The following is a 16,447-nucleotide window of genomic DNA, read 5'->3' on the forward strand; positions in this document are numbered from 1 at the left end:
TAGCGAGGGGGAAACGCCCGGTCCCATTCCGAACCCGGAAGCTAAGCCCCTCAGCGCCGATGGTACTGCGTGGGAGACTACGTGGGAGAGTAGGACACCGCCGAACACCCATTCCGTAAGGGCCGCAACGATGCGTTGCGGCCCTTACGTGTTTCTACCCGGGTGCAGCCCAGACGAAGAGAGAGATCGATGGACGACCACAGGAACAACTCATCACGTGGCGAGGATCGCTCCGGGCGGCCCAATCGCGGCGGAGCCGGCTCCCGTGGTGCAGGCCAGGGAGGCCAGCGCCGCGACGAGGGCGCGAAGCGGCCCTACCGTAAGGACGACGGCCCGCGCGGCGGCGGTCCTCGCCGTGACGGCGACGATCGCGGCGCGCGTGGTGGCCGCCCGGCTGGCGGTGGCGAGCGCGGCCGCTCGTACCCGCCCCGCCGGGACGGTGATGCTCCGCGTCGCGAAGGCGACAACCGCGCGCGGTACGGTTCCGACAACCGCGGCGGGCAGGCTCGCGGCGAGTCTGGATCGCGCCCCGCGCGCGCGCCCTACGGCCGTGACGGCGGCCCGCGGCGCGAGTCGGACGACCGTCGTGGCGGTCCGCGGGACCAGCGCGACGGCCGCGGGGACGAGCGTCGGCCACGAGGGGAGTGGAGCTCGCGTCCCAGTACCGAGCGCGGCCCCCGTCGTGATGGTGACGGTCGTGGCTCGCGCGACTACGGCCCGCGGCGGGACGGTGGTGACCGTGGTGGTCGTGACTTCGGTCCGAGGGGTGGCGGTGACAGCCGTGGTTCGCGTGACTACGCGCCCCGTGGTGGCGGTGACAGCCGTGGTGGTCGTGACTTCGGTCCGAGGGGTGGCGGTGACAGCCGTGGTTCGCGTGACTACGCGCCCCGTGGTGGCGGTGACAGCCGTGGTGGTCGTGACTTCGGTCCGCGTCGTGACGGTGACAGCCGTGGTTCGCGTGACTACGCGCCCCGTGGTGGCGGTGACAGCCGTGGTGGTCGTGACTTCGGTCCGCGTCGCGACAGCGACAACCGCGGGTCGCGTGACTTCGGTCCGCGGCGCGATGGTGATGACCGTCGTGGCGACTCGGCGTCCCGGAGCGACGACCGTCGTCCCCGTGGCGGGTGGAGCGCCCGGCCGGCACGCTCCGACGACCGTGAGGGGCGTCCCGCGGGTCGCTCCGACGACCGACGTGGCAGCTCCGGTGGCCGTGACTTCGGCGCCCGCGGCGGCTCCGACGATCGTCGTGGTGGCCGTGAATCGCGTCGCGACGACCCCCGCGCCCCGCGGCGCTTCGGCCGGGACAACGGCGACGGACCGACCCACGCGCGCAGCGGACGGCCCAGCCGTCCCGGTGAGCTCGACCCCCGCCGGGTGGAGCGCGAGCCGGAGCCGATCATCGATGACGACGTCACCCCCGACATGCTCGACCGCGCGGCACGCGCCCGGCTGCGGACGCTGACGAAGTCCAACTCCGACCACGTCGCCTCCCACCTCGTGATGGCGGGGCGTCTCGTCGACATCGACCCGGAGCGCGCCTACGAGCACGCCCGGACGGCCGTGCGCAGCGCCGGGCGTGTCGACGTCGTGCGGGAGGCACTCGCACTCACCGCCTATGCCACGGGCCGGTACGCCGAGGCCCTGCGCGAGGTCCGGACCGTGCGGCGCCTGAGCGGCATCGACGCCCACCCGGCGATCGAGGCCGACTGCGAGCGCGGCCTGGGCCGCCCGGAGCGGGCGCTCAGCGTCGTCGCCGAGGCCAAGGGCAGAACTCTGCCTGTCGCCGAGGCGGTCGAGCTCACCCTCGTCGAGAGCGGCGCACGCGCCGACCTCGGCGAGCACGAGGCCGCGCTGCTCGTCGTGGAGCGCCTTCTTGCCGCTGTCAAGGACGCGGAGCCCAAGCGACGTCTGCAGCTCGTGCGCGCCGACCGTCTCGAGACGCTCGGTCGCCACGAGGAGGCAGCCGCTGTCCGCGAGGCCGCTGGCGAGTTCCAGCCCCAGGACGAGGACCTCGTCGTCGTCGACCTCCTCGAGGAGGACGACGAGGAGGACGACGCGGCGACGGGCGCTGCGCCGGTGTCCGAGGACGTGACCGCAGTGGAGGGCGCAGAGCCCGAGCCCGAGCCCGAGCCCGAGCCGGAGCCGGAGCTGCAGGCTCAGCCCGAGTCCGAGCCGGAGCGCGAGCCGGAGCCCGAGCCCGCGCCCGTCGATACGGCGCCGGAGGCCACCCCCGAGGGGGCCACGGCGGACGAGCCGGCACAGGTCCAGCTCGACCTGTTCGCCGACACCGAGGAGGAGCGTTGGTGACGGCAACCCTCACCGGGTCCGGCGTCCCCGCCGACAGCTACGACGTCGCCCTCTACGACCTCGACGGCGTCGTCTACCTGGGTGACGAGCCCGTTGCCCACGCGCCAGCCGCCATCCAGGCGGCCGCCGCGCGCGGCCTGCGTCCGCTGTACGTCACGAACAACTCCTCCCGTGAGCCGGAGGACATCGCCGCGCAGATCGCCGGTTTCGGCATCCCGTGCGAGCCGGACGAGATCGTCACCTCGGCCCAGTCGGTGGCCCTGCTCCTCCAGGAGGAGCTCGAGCCCGGCGCACGGGTGCTGCCGGTGGGAGGCAAGGGTCTGCGGACCGCGCTGAGCACGGCGGGCTTCGTGCTCGTCACGAGCGCGACGGACGCCCCGGCCGCCGTGGTTCAGGGCTTCGCCCCGGACCTCGGGTGGCGTGACCTCGCCGAGGCCGCCTACGCCGTCGGTGCCGGGGCCCGGCACGTCGCGACGAACCTCGACGGCTCCATCCCCAAGGAGCGTGGCGTGGCGCCCGGCAACGGCGCGCTCGTCCGGGCCGTCGTCGAGGCCACCGGCATCGAGCCCCTCGCCTCGGGCAAGCCGCTCCCGGCGATCTACCACCAGGCCGCGGACCGCCTCGGCGCCTCGTCCCCGATCGCCGTCGGCGACCGGCTCGACACCGACCTCGAGGGCGCGCGCGCCGCCGGCATGCCGGGGCTGCTCGTCCTCACCGGTGTGACGACGGCGCGCGACGCCGTCCTCGCGCCGGCGCACCAGCGACCCTCGCTCCTCGCCGTCGACCTGCGGGGGCTGTTCGCGCAACACCCGGCACCGCTCGAGGTGGAGGAGGGCTGGTGGGGCTGCGGCGCCGCCATCGCGCGCGTGCACGACGGCGCTCTCGAGCTCGTCGATGACCCCACCGGCCCGCTCGGACCGTCGAACCCGCAGCGACTGGGCGGCGGCCGGGTACGCGTGAGCCTCGACGGCTGGCGGGCGCTGTGCGTGGCCGCCTGGGACGCGGCCGACCGCGGCGTCCCGCTCGCGCCGGAGGTCGTCCCCGTTCTGGTGGTCGGCTGACCTCCGTACCTGTGCACCGACCCACCACCCACGAGGGGACCGGACGCCGCGCCGAGATCGGCGCGGGCGTCCGGGCCTCCCTGGCGGCCGGGCTGGGCCTGTACCCGCTGGGCGTGGCCTTCGGCCTCCTCGTCGTCCAGGCCGAACTCCCGTGGTGGCTCGCGCCGGCGCTGTCCGTCGCGGTCTTCGCCGGGTCCCTCGAGCTCCTCCTCGTCGGCATGATCAGCGCCGGTGCCTCGATCGTGGCGATCGCCCTCACCACCCTCGTCGTCAACTTCCGGCACGTCTTCTACGCCTTCTCCTTCCCGCTGCGCGTCGTGCGCCACCCCGTGGCGCGCGCGTACTCCGTCTACGCGCTCATCGACGAGGCCTACGCGATGACCGCCGTACGCCCGCACGGCTGGACGGCGTGGCGGCTGCTGTCGATGCAGGTGTCCTTCCAGGCCTACTGGGTGGGCGGCGGCCTCACCGGTGTCGCGGTCGCCTCCCTCCTGCCGGGTCCGGTCCAGGGCCTGGAGTTCGCCCTGTGCGCCCTGTTCATCACCCTCACGCTCGACGCGGCCCGCAGCCGCCGGGAGGTCCCCTCGCTCCTGCTGGCCGCGCTCGCCTTCACCTGCGCCGTCGTCGTCGCGCCCGACTCGGTGCTCCTCGTCGGTCTGGTGCTGCTCGTCGGCCTGCTCCTCGGCCGGTACGTCCTGACGAGGGGAGGGGCGCGTGCCTGACCCGGGCTACGTCGTCGCCGTCCTCGCGACGGTCTTCGTCATCACGCTGGCGCTGCGCGCGGTGCCCTTCGCGGTCCTCGAGCCCCTGCGAGACTCACGCCTCGTCATGACGATGGCGGCATGGATGCCCGCCGGCATCCTCGCTGTCCTCGCGGCCGCCACCTTCCGCTCCTCGGCCACCGGCGGCCATCTTCTCCACGCCGCCCTGGCCGCCGCCGTCACCGTCGCCGTCCACCTCACCGGCGGGCGGCGCACGCTGCTGAGCGTGGGTGCGGGCACCCTCGCCTACGTCGCGCTCGTCAACCTCACCTGAGGGCGGCCGCCGACGTCGGTAAGTCGGCTGTCGGTGACAAGTCGGCTGTCGGTGGTAGGTCGGCTGTCGGCGGCGGATGGGTGTCGGTGCGGTCGGTCGGGGCCGGCGCGGCGGTACATTGGCGGGGGAGCGGACCCCGCAGGACTGACGTGAGAAGGAGACCCATGCCGGACGTGACGCCAGTGCCAGCCCCGCGGCCGGCGCCGCCGCGACCCGGCCCCTCGGTCCCGCAGCCGGTCCCCGAGCTCGCCGAGCTCGACACCCTCGCGGAGCGTCCCCTCACCGAGCACGTCACCGTCCTCGACGCCGTCCACCGTGCCCTGGCAGCCCAGCTGTCCGCGGCCGAGTCCTGACGTGGCGCGCCTCGTCAGGGTCGATGCCGAGCTCGTCCGCCGCGGGCTGGCCCGCTCGCGGCAGCACGCCGCCGAGCTCATCGCCGAGGGTCACGTGCTGCTCGACGGCGCCGCCGTCACCAAGCCCGCCCGGCAGGTCGACCCGGCGCAGGCGCTGCGCGTCGTCGCGCCGCCCACCGACGACTACGCCTCCCGCGGCGCGCACAAGCTCGCCGGCGCCCTCGACGCGCTCGGTCCCGATGCCCCCACGGTCGCCGGTCGCCGCGCCCTCGACGCCGGTGCCTCCACCGGCGGGTTCACCGACGTGCTCCTGCGCCGTGGTGCCGAGCACGTCGTCGCCGTCGACGTCGGCTACGGCCAGCTCGTCTGGTCCCTCCAGCAGGACCCGCGCGTCACGGTCCTGGACCGCACCAACGTCCGCACCCTCGACCCCGCCGCCGTCGCCCCGGCTCCCGGTCTCGTGGTCGGGGACCTGTCCTTCATCTCTCTCACCCTCGTCCTGCCCGCCCTCGCCGCCGCCGCCGCACCGGACGCGGACTTCCTCCTCATGGTCAAGCCGCAGTTCGAGGTGGGCAAGGAGCGCCTGGGCAAGGGCGGTGTCGTGCGCGACCCCGCCCTGCACGCGGAGTCCGTGCGCACCGTGGCCGACGCCGCCGCGGCGCTGGGCCTGGGGACGTTCGCCGTCGTGCCCAGCCCGCTGCCCGGTCCCAGCGGGAACGTCGAGTACTTCATAGGCTTGCGCCGTGACCCGAGCCGCGTCCACCCACCCGAGGAGCTCGACGCCGTGATCGCCGCCGCCATCGACCAGCGCCCCACGGTGGCGACGTGAGCCGCCGTGTCCTCCTCGTCACCCACGAGTGGCGCGAGCAGGCGGTCACGGCGGCACAGCAGGCGGAGGCGCGGCTGCGCGAGCTCGGCATCGAGCCGATCCTCGAGCTCGACGACGACCCGGCCCACGACCCCGAGCTCGTCCTCGTCCTCGGTGGTGACGGCACGCTGCTGCGTGCGGCCGAGCTCGTCCGCGGGCGCGACATCCCGCTCATCGGCGTCAACCTCGGGCACGTCGGCTTCCTCGCCGAGGCGGACCCCGACAGCCTGGGGGAGGTGGTCCAGCGGATCGCCGACCGTGACTACACCGTCGAGGAGCGGATGACCATCGACGTCGAGGTGCAGACCCCGGCGGGCGAGGTCCACACCGGGTGGGCCATCAACGAGGCGACGATCGAGAAGGTCGACCGGTCCGGGGTCATCGAGCTCGCCCTCGGTGTCGACGGCCGTGGCCTGTCCTCCTTCGGCTGCGACGGCATCGTCATCGCCACCCCCACCGGCTCCACGGCCTACGCGTTCTCCGGCGGTGGGCCCGTCGTGTGGCCCGATGTCGAGGCGCTCCTCGTCGTCCCGATCGCCGCGCACGCGCTCTTCGCCCGGCCGCTCGTCGCCGGGCCGTCCTCGGTGCTCGCCGTCGAGGTCCTGGACCGCAACCTCTCCGGCGGTGACGTGTGGTGCGACGGGCGGCGCCAGCTGCCCGCGCCCGTCGGCTCGCACATCGACGTCCGGCGCGGCAGCGAGCCCGTGCGGCTGGCCCGCATCGAACCGACGCCCTTCTCGGGCCGGCTGGTCGCGAAGTTCGCGCTGCCGGTCTCCGGGTGGCGCGGGGGGAGGAAGGACCCGTGATCGAGGAGATCCGCATCGAGAACCTCGGTGTCATCGCCTCCGCGACGCTGGGCCTGGGTCCGGGGTTCACCGTCATCACCGGTGAGACCGGGGCCGGCAAGACGATGGTCCTCACCGGCCTCGACCTCCTCCTCGGCGGGCGGGTCGACACGGGCATGGTCCGCAGCGGCGCCGACCGCGCCGTCGTCGAGGGCACGTTCGTCGTCGGGGACGACGTCGCCGCGCGCGTCACCGACGCCGGCGGCTCCCTCGACGACGACGCCCTCCTCCTCGCGAGAGCCGTGCCCGCCCAGGGCCGCTCCCGGTCCTTCGCCGGGGGGCGCAGCGTCCCCCAGGCCTTCCTCGGGGAGCTCGCCGCCGACCTCGTCACCGTCCACGGCCAGTCCGACCAGCTGCGCCTGCGCTCACCCGCCCGGCAGCGCGCGCTGCTCGACGCGTTCGCCGGTGCCTCCGCACTCCTCGGGGAGTACCGCGCCACGTGGCAGCGGCTCACCGAGGTCCAGGCGCGCCTGGAGGAGTGGCAGGCCCGCGCGGACGAGCGCGCCGGGGAGGCGGTGCGCCTGCGCGCCAACCTCGAGCTCCTCGAGACGCTGGACCCGCAGCCCGGCGAGGACGACGCCCTGCGCGCGGAGGCGGAGCGGCTCGGCAACGTCGAGGAGCTGCGGCAGGCCGCTGGACGCGCGCACACCGCCCTCCTCGGGGCGGGGGAGGGCGCCGAGCAGGACGCCACCGTCCTCGTCGACGACGCCCGCCGCGCCCTCGACGTCAGCGACCCCGAGCTCGGGGCCCTCTCCACCCGCCTCGCCGAGGTCTCCTACCTCCTCTCCGACGTGGGCACCGAGCTCTCGGGGTTCCTCTCCTCCCTCGAGGCCGACCCGGACCGGCTGCAGACCGTCCACGAGCGCCGCGCGGCCCTGCGGGACGCCGCCCTGCGCCTGGGCCTGGAGAACTCCGACGAGCTGGGGGAGTGGTCGCGCGCCGCGGCGGCCCGGCTCGCCGAGATCGACGGCCCGCAGGACGGCGGCGCGGCCCTCCGCGAGGAGCTCACCGCCCTCACCGGTGCCCTCGGCGAGCTCGCCGAGCGGCTCACCGCCGCCCGCACGGGCGCGGCCGCCCGGCTGTCCGAGGCGGTCGACGCCGAGCTCGCCGGCCTCGCGATGCCCGGCGCCCACCTCGAGGTGGCGCTCGAGCCCCTGCCCGAGCCCGGCCCTTGGGGCGCCGAGAGCGTGAGCCTCCTCCTGCAGCCCCGGCCGGACTCACCGCCCCGGCCGCTCGGGGAGGGCGCCTCCGGCGGTGAGCTCTCGCGCGTCATGCTCGCCCTCGAGGTCGCCGTCGCCGCGCCCGCGACGGACGCGGCCGTGCGCCCCACCTTCGTCTTCGACGAGGTCGACGCCGGTGTGGGGGGCCGGGCCGCCATCGAGGTCGGGCGCCGGCTCGCCGGGCTCGCCCGGGTCGCGCAGGTCGTCGTCGTCACCCACCTGCCGCAGGTCGCGGCCTTCGCCGACACCCACCTGCTCGTGCGGAAGTCCACCGGGCAGACGACGATCACCGACGTGCGCGAGATCACCGGCCCCGAGCGGGAGCAGGAGCTGGCGCGCATGCTGTCGGGACAGGAGGACTCCGACGTGGCTCGCCGCCACGCCGCAGAGCTTCTCGACCGTGCCGTCGTGGCACGATGACACGCGTGAGACCCCTCTTCCGTCGCCGCACGCCCCCCGACACCGGGCCCGGTGTGACCGGACCCGTGCGCGTGGACGCGCGCACGAAGAACCTCACCAAGCGCCTGCAGCCCGGTGACGTCGCCGTCATCGACCACCTCGACCTCGACCGCGTCTCGGCCGAGGCGCTCGTCGCCTGCCGCCCCGCGGCGGTCCTCAACGCCGCCAAGTCCACCTCCGGTCGCTACCCGAACCTCGGCCCCGAGATCATCGTCGCCGAGGGCATCCCGCTGGTCGACGACCTCGGTGGCTCGGTGATGTCGCTGCGCGAGGGACGGCCCGTGCGCGTGGACGGCAACGCCGTGTACTCGGGCACCGTCCTCGTGGCCGAGGGCACCGAGCAGACCGAGGAGAGCGTCGCCGCGGCCATGGTCGAGGCCCGCGAGGGGCTGTCCGTCCAGCTCGAGGCCTTCGCCGGCAACACGATGGACTTCCTCAACCGGGAGCGTGACCTCCTCCTCGACGGTGTCGGCGTGCCCGAGGTGAGCACCCCCATCGAGGGCCGCCACGTCCTCATCGTCGTGCGCGGCTACCACTACAAAGAGGACCTGGCGATGCTGCGGTCCTACGTCCGCGAGTACCGCCCCGTCCTCATCGGCGTCGACGGCGGCGCCGACGCGATCATCGAGTCCGGCCTCACGCCCGACATGATCGTCGGGGACATGGACTCCGTCTCCGACGCCACCCTCCGCAGCGGCGCCGAGATCGTCGTCCACGCCTACCGCGACGGCCGCGCCCCCGGCATGGCCCGCGTCGAGCAGCTGGGCGTGGACCACGTCGTCTTCCCGGCCACCGGCACGAGCGAGGACGTCGCCATGCTCCTCGCCGACGACAAGGGCGCCGAGCTCATCGTCGCCGTCGGCACCCACGCCACCCTCGTGGAGTTCCTCGACAAGGGCCGCGCCGGCATGGCCTCGACCTTCCTCACGCGCCTGCGCGTGGGCTCCAAGCTCGTCGACGCCAAGGGCGTCTCCCAGCTCTACCGCACCCGGATCTCGACGCTGCAGATCGTCCTGCTCGCGCTCGCCGGGCTCCTGGCGATCGGGGTGGCGCTGTTCTCCACCGAGCTCGGCCAGGCGCTGTACCAGATCGTCATGGCGCGGCTCGACGGCCTGTTCGCCGCCATCAAGGACCTGCTGGGCATCGCCCCGGCCGCGCCCACGTCGTAGGAGCACGATGATCGACTTCCGCTACCACCTCGTCTCTCTCATCGCCGTCTTCCTGGCGCTGGCCCTGGGCATCCTCCTCGGTGCCGGGCCCCTCAACCAGCCCCTCGGTGACCAGCTCACCGGCCAGGTCGAGGAGCTGCGCGAGGACCGTGACCGGCTGCGCACCGAGCTCGAGGTCAGCGAGGTCGAGCGCGAGAACCGCGACCGGTTCCTCGAGGAGGTCGCCCCCGCCACCCTCGGCTCGCGCCTGGAGGGCCGCAGCGTCGCCGTCGTCGTCCTGCCCGCCGCCAACGAGGACGACGTCGCCGACGTGCGCCTGCACCTGGAGCAGGCCGGTGCCACCGTCACCGGCCAGGTCCAGGTGACCGAGGCGTGGACCGACCCGGCCACCGCGACGTTCCGCTCCAGCTTCTCCGGCCAGATCCTCGGCTACCTCGACCCCGCACCCGAGGACGGCGCCGACGCCGGAGTCATCCTCGGCACCGCCCTCGGCCAGGCGCTCACCCGCGGCGATGTCGACGGCACACCCGCCACCGACGCCGAGACGCTCCTCGAGCTGTTCGTCTCGGCCGACGACCCGCTCGTGGAGCTCACCGAGCAGCCGACCCTGGCCGCCAACGCGACCGTCGTCGTCGCCCCGCGCAGCGAGGCCACCGGCCCGGGCGAGAGCCCCGAGCCCGCCGACGTCGAGAGCCGTGAGCAGCGGCTGGCCGAGGAGGTCGCCCTGACCCGCGGGATCGCCGCGACCGGTGAGGGCACCGTCGTCGCCGGTTCGGCCGCCACCGATCTCGACCTCGTCAGCGCCGTGCGGGCCGACGGCGCGGCCGCCGAGACCGTGACGACGACCGACTCCGTCGCCGAGCTGACCGGGCGCCTCAGCGTGCCGATGGCCCTCGCCGTCGACATCTCCGGTGAGGTCGGCCACTACGGCGTGGGGGCGGAGGCCACCGCGCTCGTCCCGCCCGCCGTCTACCTGCCCCCGCCGGCCGTGCCCAGCCCCGAGCAGGACGAGGCGGCCGAGGCCGAGGACGGCGCCTGATGGAGCGCCTGCGCGCCGGGCTGCTCGGCGTCGCGGCCACCGGCGCGGTGACCGCGACGGTCGAGAGCGCCCCGCCCGGCGGGGCCGAGCGCTGGCAGCGCACCAACTACGCCGGCCGGCAGGTGAGCCTCCTCGGCGGCCTGGCCCAGGCCGGCGGCACGAGCCTCGCGCTGCTCGGGGCCGGCCGCACCGGCGCTGCCGCCGCGGTCGCCGCGGTCGCCGCGGGTGCGCTCGGCGCGGTCGACGACCTCACCGAGCGGGAGGGCGACCGCCACGTCAAGGGCCTGCGCGGCCACCTCGCCGCCCTGCGCGAGGGGCAGGTGACCACCGGCGCGCTGAAGGTCGCGGGAATCGGTGGCGGCGCGCTCCTCGCCGCGCTGGTCCTGCCCGCGCGTGGCACCGGGCGCGTCGCGCGGCTCGCCCACCGCGGCACGAGCGCCGCGCTCATCGCCGGCACCGCGAACCTCCTCAACCTCTTCGACCTGCGCCCGGGGCGCGCGCTCAAGGTCACCTGCGGCCTGGCCGCCGCCGCCACGCTCGCCGGCGGGCCGGGCGCGCCGGTCGCGGCCGCCGCCCTCGGGTCCGCCGCCGCCGGCCTGCGCGACGACCTGTCCGAGCGCACCATGCTCGGTGACACGGGCGCCAACGCCCTGGGCGCCACGCTCGGCACCGCGCTGGCGGCCCACCCCTCGCGGGTCCTGCGCGGCGGCACGCTCGCCGCGGTCGTCGGGCTCACCCTGCTGAGCGAACGCGTGAGCTTCTCCCGCGTCATCGACCAGACCCCGGCCCTGCACGCCCTGGACCAGTGGGGCCGGCGGTGAGCCGGGTGGCCCGGAGGTGACCGAGCCGGTCACCGGCCGCCGCCGCGTCCTCGCCGGGGTCGCCGGCGCCGCAGGCATGATGGCGGCCGTCACGGTGCTCTCGCGCGCCGTCGGCTTCGTCCGGTGGTTCGTCCAGTCCGCCACGCTCGGCGACTCGGCCACTGCCAACGCCTACTCCACCGCCAACACCCTGCCCAACGTCCTGTTCGAGGTCGCGGCCGGCGGGGCCCTCGCCGGCGCCGTCGTCCCGCTGCTCGCCGCGCCGCTCGCCCGCTCGCTGCGCGGGGAGGTCGACCGCATCGCCTCGGCGCTGCTCACGTGGACGCTGGCCGTCCTCGTGCCGCTCGGGCTCGTCGTCGCGCTCCTCGCCGGCCCGATCGTCGGCCTGCTGCCCGACTCGGTCGGCTCGGACGTCGAGACCCAGCGGCAGCTGGCCACCTACTTCCTGCGGATCTTCGCGCTGCAGGTCCCGCTGTACGGCGTCGGGGTCGTCCTCACCGGTGTCCTCCAGGCGCAGCGGCGCTTCCTCCTGCCGGCCCTCGCCCCGCTCCTGTCGAGCGTCGTCGTCATCGGCGCGTACCTCGCCTTCGGGGTGCTCTCCGGCGGGATGGCCGACGACCCGCAGCGCCTGACGCAGTCCGCGCTCGACTGGCTCGCCTGGGGGACCACCCTGGGCGTCGCGGCGATGAGCCTGCCGCTGCTCGTCCCCGTGGTGCGCAGCGGGGTGCGCCTGCGTCCCGCCGTGCGCTTCCCGCCCGGGGTCGGCCGCCGCGCCGTCCACCTCGCTGCCGCGGGCATCGGCGCACTCCTCGCCCAGCAGGTGAGCGTCGTCGTGTTCATCGTCCTCGCGCGCGCCGGTGGCGTGGAGGGCACGGTGACGATCTGGGAGTACTCCCGCGCGGTGTACTTCCTGCCCTACGCCGTCCTCGCCGTCCCCGTCGCCACCGCCGTCTTCCCGCGGCTCGCCGAGCTCGCGGGCGGCCACGACCGGTCCGCCTTCGCCGCCATGGCCGTCGGCTCCACCCGCGCGGTCCTCGCGGCGTCCCTCGTCGGGGCGGGGATCCTCGCGGCCGCCGCTCCCGGGGTCACCACCGTCTTCTCGCTCAGCGGAAGGATGGAGGGGATGACGGCGGCGGTCACGTGGCTCGCCCCCGCCGTCGTCGGCTACGCGCTCGTCTTTCACGTGTCCCGCTGCCTGTACACCCTCGACCGCGGCCGCGCCGCGGTGACGGCGACGGCGGCGGGCTGGCTCGTCGTCAGCGTCGCCGCCGCCGTGCTCGTCCAGGTGACGGCGCCCGACGGCGGGAACGGGCCGGCCACGCTCTTCGCCCTGGCCCTGGCGACCTCGATCGGGATGACCGTCGCGGGCCTCCTGCTCCTGTGGGCGCTGCGCCGCGCGCTGGGCGCCGGCGCGCCGCTCGGAGGGATCGTCCAGACCGTCGGGGTGGGGACGGCCGGCGCGGTCGCCGGGGGGCTGGTCGGCCGGCTCGTCACCGACGCCGTCCTCGGCGCCGTCGGTCCTCAGCTGCCCTCCGGCCTCCTCGCCGCCGCCGCCGGTGGGCTGTGCGCCGCGGCGCTCGGTGCCGTGGCCGTGGTGCTCGCCGACCGCAGCGCGCTGCGTCCCGCGCGATGGTCGTGAGGGCGTGACATGGTGAGGGCCATGCGGATCGTCCAGCTGACCTCGACGAGCGCGGGCGGCGTCGCCCGGCACGCCCGACAGGTCGCCGGACTGCTCGCGGACGCGGGGGAGCAGGTGCTCCTCGCCGGCCCGGCCGACGTCGTCGCCGACTCGCCCGTGCCGACCGCCGTCGTCGACATCGCCGACCGCCCCCGGCCCAGCGACGTCGCGGCCCTGCGGCGCCTGCGGGACGTGCTCGCCGGTACGGACCTCGTCCACGCCCACGGGCTGCGAGCCGGGGCCGCCGCCGTGCTCGCCACGCGGGCCATGCGCGCCCGGCCGGCCGTCGTCGTCACCCTCCACAACCTGCCCGTCGGCGGGGCCAGGGTGCAGGCGGTGGCGGCCGTGCTCGAGCGCGTCGTCGCGCGCGGCGCCGACGTCGTCCTCGGGGTGAGCGGTGACCTCGTCACCCGCGCCACCCGCCTCGGCGCCTCCGCGCAGCGGGCGCTCGTCCCCGCGCCGGCCCGCACCGACGCCGGCCCGCTGGACGACGCCGGCCGGCAGCGGCTGCGGGCCTCCCTGGGCCTGACGGCGGACGAGCGGCTCCTCCTCACGGTCGGGCGCCTCGCGCCGCAGAAGGGCCTGGGCCTCCTCACCGACACCGCCGCGGCCCTCGTGCGCGACGGCACGCCCGCCTTCCGGTGGGTCGTCGTCGGGGACGGGCCGCTCGCCGGCGATCTCGCCGAGCGCGCACGGGCGCAGTCCCTGCCCGTCGCCGTCGCTGGCCGCCGCGACGACGTCCCCGCGCTCCACGCCGTCGCGGACGTCGTCGTGTCGACGAGCACCTGGGAGGGGCAGCCGCTCGCGGTGCAGGAGGCACTCCAGGCCGGGGCCGCCGTCGTCGCGACCGACGTGGGCGGCACGCGCGAGGTGACGGCCGACGCCGCCGTCCTCGTCCCGCCGCGGGCCCAGGCCCTCGCCGCCGCCGTCTCCCGGCTGCTGTCCGACGACGCCGAACGCGCCCGGCTCGGGGCCGCCGCACGCGAGCGGGCGACTCGGCTGCCCACCCCCGAGGACGTCGCCGCCCAGCTGCGAGACGTCTACGCTCGAGCCGTGGTGCCGCAGCGCACTCGCGGTACGGACCGGACCTGACCGACCGACTGCTAAGGTGGAACTCCGTGGCCAACCTTCACCGCGCTAGCGGCGACACAGTCCCTCGGCACATCTTCGTCACCGGCGGTGTGGCGTCCTCCCTCGGCAAGGGGCTGACGGCCTCAAGCCTGGGCCAGCTGCTCCGCGCGCGCGGTCTGCGCGTGACGATGCAGAAGCTGGACCCCTACATCAACGTCGATCCCGGCACGATGAACCCGTTCCAGCACGGTGAGGTCTTCGTCACCGAGGACGGGGCGGAGACCGACCTCGACATCGGTCACTACGAGCGCTTCCTCGACGTCAACCTCTCCCGCGCGGCCAACACCACCACGGGTCAGGTCTACTCGACCGTCCTCGCCAAGGAGCGCCGCGGGGAGTACCTCGGCGACACCGTCCAGGTCATCCCGCACATCACCGACGAGATCAAGGCGCGGATGCGCGCCCAGGCCCAGCCCGTCGACGGCGCCGTGGCGCCCGACGTCATCATCACCGAGATCGGTGGCACGGTCGGGGACATCGAGTCCCTGCCGTTCCTCGAGGCGGCCCGTCAGGTCCGCCACGACCTCGGCCGCGACAACGTCTTCTTCGTCCACGTCTCGCTCATCCCCTACCTGAGCGCGAGCGGCGAGCTGAAGACCAAGCCCACGCAGCACTCGGTGAGCGAGCTGCGCAGCATCGGCATCCAGCCCGACGCCATCGTCTGCCGCACCGACCGGGAGCTGCCCGAGGGTGTCAAGGGCAAGATCGCGCTCATGTGCGACGTCGACCGCGAGGCCGTCGTCGAGTGCCGCGACGCGTCCTCCATCTACGAGATCCCCGCCGTGCTGCACCGCGAAGGGCTGGACGCCTACGTCGTGCGCCGCCTCAACGTCCCGTTCCGTGACGTCGACTGGAGCGACTGGGACGACCTGCTGCAGCGGGTGCGCAAGCCGCGGCACAGGGTCGAGGTCGCCCTCGTGGGCAAGTACGTCGACCTGCCCGACGCCTACCTCTCGGTCACCGAGGCGCTGCGCGCCGGAGGTTTCCACCACCACGCCCAGGTGGTCATCCGCTGGGTGCCCGCCGACGACTGCGACACCCCCGAGGGCGCCCGCCGCGCCCTCCAGGACGTCGACGCGATCCTCGTGCCCGGCGGCTTCGGCGTACGCGGCATCGAGGGCAAGCTCGGTGCGCTGCGCTGGGCGCGGGAGAACCAGGTGCCCACGCTCGGCATCTGCCTGGGCCTGCAGTGCATGGTCATCGAGTACGCCCGCAACGTGCTCGGCCTCGAGCACGCCTCCTCGACCGAGTTCGACCCGGCCACGCCCGACCCGCTCGTCGCGACCATGGCCGAGCAGGTCGACTTCGTCGAGGGCGGCGGGGGAGACATGGGCGGCACCATGCGCCTGGGCAGCTACGAGGCGGTCCTCTCCGAGGGGTCCGTCGTCGCCGAGGCGTACGGTGCCACCCGGGTGACCGAGCGTCACCGCCACCGCTACGAGGTCAACAACAACTACCGCGACGCCCTGGCGGAGGCCGGCCTCCAGATCTCCGGCCGCTCCCCGGACTCCTCGCTCGTCGAGTTCGTCGAGCTCGACCGCGAGAAGCACCCGTACTACGTCGCGACCCAGGCCCACCCGGAGTTCAAGTCGCGGCCCACCAGGGCCCACCCGCTGTTCCACGGGCTCGTCGGCGCGGCGCTCGAGCGGCAGCGGGCCACCCGCCTGCTCGAGGTCGAGGGCGACGGCGTGCCGGCCGCTCCCAGCGGGACGGGCGTCGACGAGGACGGCGTGCCGCGCACGACCGACCTCGTCGACGAGACCCCCGCGCCCGGCGCCGCCGAGAGGTCCCCGGCCTCCCGCAAGGCCGGCGCGTGAGCATCACCGACCGCCGCGACGAGGGCCGTGAGGTCGTCGAGCGCCGGATGCTCCACGAGGGCAAGGTCTTCGACCTTGTCGGCGAGGACGTGCGCCTGGGCGCCGACGACACCGACCCGGTGGTCCGCGAGTTCCTCGACCACCCCGGCGCGGTCGCCGTCGTCGCCCTGCGTGAGGGGCCGCAGGGTGAGGAGCTCGCACTCGTCGACCAGTACCGCCACCCGCTGCGCGCCGTGCTGTGGGAGATCCCGGCGGGCCTGCTCGACGTCACGGGCGAGGACTACCTCGTCGCCGCCCAGCGCGAGCTCGCCGAGGAGACCGACCTGAAGGCCGGGCGCTGGGACGTCCTCGTCGACTACTTCACCTCACCCGGCGGCTCCAACGAGTCGCTGCGCATCTACCTGGCGCGCGACGTCACCGAGGTGCCCCAGGCCGAACGGCACGAGCGCGCCGACGAGGAGCGGGACATGACCACCCGGTGGGTGCCGCTCGACGAGGCGCTCGCCGCCGTCCACGAGGGCAGGCTGCACAACCCGAGCGCCGTCGTCGGCATCCTCGCCGCCGCCAGCGCCCGCGCCGCCGGCTGGGCCACGCTGCGCCCCGCCGACGCCCCCTGGTTCCGCTGACCCGACCCGATCCCCGCC

At 75.1% G+C, this 16,447-nt stretch carries 15 protein-coding genes and 1 rRNA gene; all 16 read left to right on the plus strand.

The genetic code is table 11. From position 1 onward, the window contains the following. Positions 1–106, plus strand: a 5S ribosomal RNA gene (gene rrf / locus GD632_RS15200); the annotation flags it as partial. A gap of 1,268 nt (positions 107–1,374) precedes the next feature. After that, positions 1,375–2,307, plus strand: a complete 933-nt coding sequence (locus GD632_RS16090; RefSeq protein WP_193311510.1) for a hypothetical protein — start codon at positions 1,375–1,377, stop codon at positions 2,305–2,307. Beyond that, positions 2,304–3,368: an HAD-IIA family hydrolase gene (locus GD632_RS15210; RefSeq protein WP_152193066.1), complete on the plus strand. Its 1,065-nt coding sequence runs from the start codon at positions 2,304–2,306 to the stop codon at positions 3,366–3,368. Before GD632_RS16090 ends, GD632_RS15210 begins: the two co-directional genes overlap by 4 nt. 11 nt (positions 3,369–3,379) lie before the next feature. Continuing rightward, positions 3,380–4,090, plus strand: coding sequence for an AzlC family ABC transporter permease (locus GD632_RS15215; protein ID WP_226924917.1), 711 nt, complete (start codon positions 3,380–3,382; stop codon positions 4,088–4,090). Then, the gene (locus GD632_RS15220) at positions 4,083–4,403 is read left to right on the plus strand and encodes an AzlD domain-containing protein (RefSeq protein ID WP_152193067.1); all 321 of its coding nucleotides are present in this window, start codon (positions 4,083–4,085) and stop codon (positions 4,401–4,403) included. Before GD632_RS15215 ends, GD632_RS15220 begins: the two co-directional genes overlap by 8 nt. A gap of 173 nt (positions 4,404–4,576) precedes the next feature. Continuing rightward, on the plus strand, positions 4,577–4,756 hold the full coding sequence (locus GD632_RS15225) for a hypothetical protein (RefSeq protein WP_152193068.1): 180 nt from the start codon (positions 4,577–4,579) through the stop codon (positions 4,754–4,756). Position 4,757: 1 nt separating this feature from the next. Next, positions 4,758–5,585: a TlyA family RNA methyltransferase gene (locus tag GD632_RS15230; protein WP_152193069.1), complete on the plus strand. Its 828-nt coding sequence runs from the start codon at positions 4,758–4,760 to the stop codon at positions 5,583–5,585. Beyond that, positions 5,582–6,430 (plus strand): NAD kinase, encoded by an 849-nt coding sequence (locus GD632_RS15235; protein WP_152193070.1) that lies wholly within the window; start codon positions 5,582–5,584, stop codon positions 6,428–6,430. The genes GD632_RS15230 and GD632_RS15235 overlap by 4 nt, the downstream gene beginning before the upstream one ends. Continuing rightward, positions 6,427–8,109 carry a DNA repair protein RecN gene (gene recN / locus GD632_RS15240; RefSeq protein ID WP_152193071.1) on the plus strand — a complete coding sequence of 561 codons (1,683 nt, stop codon included), beginning with the start codon at positions 6,427–6,429 and terminating at the stop codon, positions 8,107–8,109. The genes GD632_RS15235 and recN overlap by 4 nt, the downstream gene beginning before the upstream one ends. Beyond that, the gene (gene steA / locus GD632_RS15245; RefSeq protein ID WP_152193072.1) at positions 8,106–9,317 is read left to right on the plus strand and encodes a putative cytokinetic ring protein SteA; all 1,212 of its coding nucleotides are present in this window, start codon (positions 8,106–8,108) and stop codon (positions 9,315–9,317) included. Before recN ends, steA begins: the two co-directional genes overlap by 4 nt. A gap of 7 nt (positions 9,318–9,324) precedes the next feature. Beyond that, positions 9,325–10,356, plus strand: coding sequence for a copper transporter (locus tag GD632_RS15250; RefSeq protein ID WP_152193073.1), 1,032 nt, complete (start codon positions 9,325–9,327; stop codon positions 10,354–10,356). Continuing rightward, positions 10,356–11,177, plus strand: coding sequence for a hypothetical protein (locus tag GD632_RS15255; protein ID WP_152193074.1), 822 nt, complete (start codon positions 10,356–10,358; stop codon positions 11,175–11,177). The genes GD632_RS15250 and GD632_RS15255 overlap by 1 nt, the downstream gene beginning before the upstream one ends. A 16-nt stretch (positions 11,178–11,193) precedes the next feature. Beyond that, complete coding sequence (gene murJ / locus GD632_RS15260) at positions 11,194–12,816, plus strand: murein biosynthesis integral membrane protein MurJ (RefSeq protein WP_226924919.1); 1,623 nt, start codon at positions 11,194–11,196, stop codon at positions 12,814–12,816. Positions 12,817–12,837: 21 nt separating this feature from the next. Beyond that, entirely contained in the window at positions 12,838–13,947 is a 1,110-nt protein-coding gene (locus GD632_RS15265; RefSeq protein ID WP_226924920.1) for a glycosyltransferase family 4 protein, read from the plus strand. A 26-nt stretch (positions 13,948–13,973) separates the two neighbouring features. After that, positions 13,974–15,803 (plus strand): CTP synthase, encoded by a 1,830-nt coding sequence (locus tag GD632_RS15270; RefSeq protein WP_152193076.1) that lies wholly within the window; start codon positions 13,974–13,976, stop codon positions 15,801–15,803. 47 nt (positions 15,804–15,850) lie between these two features. Then, positions 15,851–16,429 (plus strand): NUDIX domain-containing protein, encoded by a 579-nt coding sequence (locus GD632_RS15275; RefSeq protein ID WP_152193108.1) that lies wholly within the window; start codon positions 15,851–15,853, stop codon positions 16,427–16,429. Positions 16,430–16,447 lie beyond the last annotated feature (18 nt).

The sequence above is a fragment of the Georgenia satyanarayanai genome (assembly GCF_009193135.1).
Classification (GTDB): Bacteria; Actinomycetota; Actinomycetes; order Actinomycetales; family Actinomycetaceae; genus Oceanitalea; species Oceanitalea satyanarayanai.

Coding starts and splice junctions, on each gene's coding strand:
- steA (WP_152193072.1), top strand. CDS start 8,106: ATGACACGCGTGAGACCCCTCTTCCGTCGCCGCACGCCCCCCGACACC.
- GD632_RS15250 (WP_152193073.1), top strand. CDS start 9,325: ATGATCGACTTCCGCTACCACCTCGTCTCTCTCATCGCCGTCTTCCTG.
- GD632_RS15255 (WP_152193074.1), top strand. CDS start 10,356: ATGGAGCGCCTGCGCGCCGGGCTGCTCGGCGTCGCGGCCACCGGCGCG.
- GD632_RS15265 (WP_226924920.1), top strand. CDS start 12,838: ATGCGGATCGTCCAGCTGACCTCGACGAGCGCGGGCGGCGTCGCCCGG.
- GD632_RS15275 (WP_152193108.1), top strand. CDS start 15,851: ATGCTCCACGAGGGCAAGGTCTTCGACCTTGTCGGCGAGGACGTGCGC.